The sequence below is a fragment of the Aquabacterium sp. genome (assembly GCF_004297345.1).
GTDB lineage: Bacteria > Pseudomonadota > Gammaproteobacteria > Burkholderiales > Burkholderiaceae_C > Aquabacterium.
Genome location: NZ_SCTN01000609.1, coordinates 1 through 3,489, shown reverse-complemented (window position 1 = coordinate 3,489; position 3,489 = coordinate 1). Strand labels below are relative to the sequence as shown.

The following is a 3,489-nucleotide window of genomic DNA, read 5'->3' as shown; positions in this document are numbered from 1 at the left end:
CATCCGTGGATACGTGGAGAAAACGAAATGCCTCCTTGGCCTGGCCATCCAGCGCGGACCAATAAGCTCGCGCGGCTGCCAGAAGCGAAAAAGTGCCCTCGATATTGGTCCTGATAAATGCCTCGGGTCCGTGGATGGATCGATCTACGTGACTCTCCGCTGCGAAGTGCACGACAGCTCGGGGCTTGTATTGCTCCAGCAACTGTCGCACCAACTCTTGATTGCAGATATCGCCTTTCACAAAGATGTGCTTATTGGTGTCATGCAAATCCTCCAGGTTTTGCATATTGCCGGCATATGTGAGAAGGTCCAGATTGATGATGGGCTCGTCTGATTGCTTAAGCCAATCAATCACAAAGTTGGCGCCTATAAAGCCTGCGCCTCCGGTTACGAGTATCACGATAACTCCCTTTTGGCGTCACCTCACAGGGTGCGCCATTTATTGGTAATGTTGGAAGGCCGCAAATAGGGGTCTTCAGGTGTCGCAGTTTTGGATGCCTCACGCTCGTTTTCTCCGTGCCCTTCTGAACGGACGGAAATCACGACAAAAACAGGCGGAGCACATCCGTCTATTTCAATTGGCAGGAGGATGTTCTCCATGACGCCATGATCAGTTTGCGGCGCGGGTGATGCATATGGCGCCAGTGGCAGTGCCGCTGGTGCGTCGGGGGTGATGTTGTTGTTCATAAATCCCCTTGGTGATGCAATTCACTTCGGTTGTGTCCTGTTTCCTTTAAACAGGATGACCGGGCCAAAGGCGTAACTGTCGATTAGTTCCAGGAACTTGCCGAGAGATTCATTTTGGCAGTGCGCATGAAATGCGGATTCGTCTGCGTACATCTCATCAAAGTAGTATCTGTTTTTATTGAACTCGTCTCGTATGATTTCAAATCGAAGCGTGCCAGGCTCTTTGTCTACCGATTGCGCATTCATGTTCGCCGCACTTTCAAAGACACTTCGTTTGTCTGAGGGAACGTCGAACTGAACCAGAACGTGATAAGTCATGATGGCTTTTCCTTTCAGAGTGAAAACACGAGACCGTGTTTATGGTGATCAACGGGCGTAAGCGCTATCCATCGTCTTTTCGCTGTGAAGTGATACCAGGAAGATCGCTGCGCCGACTGCCGATAGCACCGCCCCGATGTAGCCGGTAGATTCCCAGCCATACTTCATGTCGATGGCGATGCCAACAAGCCAGGGACCGATGGCATTGGCCAGATTGAGCGCCGAGTGGTTCAGTGACGCCGCCAATGTCTGGGCGTTACCGGCTACATCCATCAAACGGACCTGCAGAGGGGCCACCAGGGCCATGTTTGTGCCGATCAGGAAAATGCCCAGAAACGCCCCATAGGGATTGGTCATGAGCTTTGTGTAGAGCAGCATCGTGAATAGCCCCCAACCCAATGCAAGCATGATGGTGGCGGTGAGATTTTTGTCCGCCGAACGCCCACCAACATAGTTGCCTGCTGTCATACCTAGTCCGAAGACGAGCAGCACATAAGGCAGGAGCGTTGGGCTCATGCTGGCCGCGCTCGTGAGAGCCGGGGCCACATAACCAACGACAGCAAAGACACCTCCAAAGCCGATTGCGCCGACCGCCAGCGTGAACCAGACTTGACGATTGAGCAGTGCGCCGAACTCCTTGATTGGGCTGCTAGCAGGCTCTTCCTCGTTTCGTGTCAGAAATACAGCAATCAAGACAGCGGCGATGACTTCAATGAGGGAAATGATCCCAAAAACCTCTCTCCAACCAGCCGCCTGTCCGATGAATGTGCACATCGGATTGCCTACAAGCGTGGCGGACGTGATACCCAGCATGATCCATCCCACTGCTTTGCCACGTTGAGAGGGGGGAAACAAGTTTGCGGCCACCAGCGAAGCAACGCCGAAATAGGCGCCATGAGGTAAACCGGCGGCAAAACGCGACGCCAGCAAGCTGGTGTATTCGGGCGAGAATGTTGTGGCCACATTACCCAGCACGGCAAAAGCCATGAGCAGCAACAGTTGCGTCTTTCGGGGAAACCGGGCTACGAACAGAATGCTGAGGGGGGTGCCTATTACTACGCCGAGTGCATAGGCGCTGATCAGATTGCCAGCCTGTGTCACGGGCGTGTTGATGCCTGTCGCCACATCCTGCAATACGCCCATGATGGCGAATTCGCCGGTTCCAATTCCAAAGCTGCCCAATATCAGGGCCATCATGACCGCAAGGACTTGCGTTCGGCTTAGCTCATGGGGTCGGCGATTATCGTGCATGAAATTCTCGCATTGGTTTGATGTATCTAGGGAAAGGGCCTGGGCAGGGGTAAAGGCTTGAAATAAATCAAGCCTCCACTCTTGCTGGGTCCGGTCAGCGTTGAGTCAATGACTCAAGCAGGGAAACGAAATGTTCCGGCTTGGGTTGCTGAAGGTTTTCAATCCGCATCTTTCGAGCATTGGTTCGATAGACCTCATCGGAAATGAGTTGCGTCGCGGCCTGATAAACCTCATCCGGGTGAGGCGTCTTGTTAGTGAGGGTGATACCCACTTTGGCTTCGGCTGTTCGCTCTGCATGTCGAAATTGGTCACACATCTGAGGAATGGCCAGTTGAGGCAAACCCAATACCGATGACGTCATGGTCGAGCCAGAGCCACCGTGATGAATCACGAAATCGCAAGAGGGCAGCACATAGCTCAAGGGAATGTTGTTCTTGATGAGTTTGACGTTTGCGGGTTGATGTTCGAGGTTGACTTGTACGCCGCCAGTCAGCACGACGCCTTCAACATCCATCCTGGAGAGCGCGATGATCACGCTTTCCAGCAAGTGCGCATGCCCGTTCTCAATGGGCACACTGCCAATGGATACACACACGCGCTTGCGCTTGGGCGCTTCGAGCAACCAGGGTTCCAGAGGAGATGAGCCATTGAATGGGATGTACTGCATGTGCCGTGTCATGGTCGGCACCTCGTCGTACTGAAGGCTGGGCGGACAGATATCGATGTGGTGTTTGGCTTCTTGCAGTCCGCCTTGGATGCCCCATTTTTGAAGCAGAGGTTCGATAGCCTGAGCCTCCAGTGCCTCCAGTTCTCTGGGGAGCGCGACGCCCCAACTGTGGCTCACACGTGGAATGCCCAACATTGTGGCAACGAGTGGCCCTGTGTAGTCCCACGGCGTGTGCAAAACCAAATCTGGGCGCCACTGGTCGGCCAATTTGACCATCGCTTCCGCATTTGAATACGAAATAGGCATGTAGGTATCCAGAACGTGCTCGATCACGGCCTGGGTAACGCGCCCATGGTGCGACCCATCAGCATTGGCGCCCCATTGCGGCGTAGTTTGATGATTCGCCTGGCTGTCACGGTTATAGAAATGATCACTGCTGCTGATTTGCGTTGACGTTATTCCGGCAGATTCCGCTACGGCCGTGAATTTTCCAGGCAGCGCCGCCATAACCTCATGACCTGCACTGCGAAGTGCCCAGCACAATGGGACCATAGGGAAGAAATGAC

Annotated in this window: 5 protein-coding genes; all 5 read right to left on the bottom strand. The window is 53.8% G+C overall.

The annotated features are described in order from the left end of the window. Positions 1–400, bottom strand: a 400-nt coding sequence (locus tag EPO09_RS22075; RefSeq protein WP_290646765.1) for a GDP-mannose 4,6-dehydratase, incomplete at its 3' end; no start/stop codon positions are given. A 23-nt stretch (positions 401–423) separates the two neighbouring features. After that, positions 424–687 carry a hypothetical protein gene (locus EPO09_RS22070; protein ID WP_290646763.1) on the bottom strand — a complete coding sequence of 88 codons (264 nt, stop codon included), beginning with the start codon at positions 685–687 and terminating at the stop codon, positions 424–426. A 21-nt stretch (positions 688–708) separates the two neighbouring features. Further along, positions 709–1,005: a putative quinol monooxygenase gene (locus EPO09_RS22065; protein ID WP_290646761.1), complete on the bottom strand. Its 297-nt coding sequence runs from the start codon at positions 1,003–1,005 to the stop codon at positions 709–711. Positions 1,006–1,053: 48 nt separating this feature from the next. Next, positions 1,054–2,202: an MFS transporter gene (locus EPO09_RS22060; protein ID WP_290646759.1), complete on the bottom strand. Its 1,149-nt coding sequence runs from the start codon at positions 2,200–2,202 to the stop codon at positions 1,054–1,056. Between the two features lie 148 nt (positions 2,203–2,350). After that, the coding region (locus tag EPO09_RS22055) for a nucleotide disphospho-sugar-binding domain-containing protein (RefSeq protein ID WP_290646757.1) at positions 2,351–3,489 on the bottom strand (1,139 nt) is incomplete at its 5' end.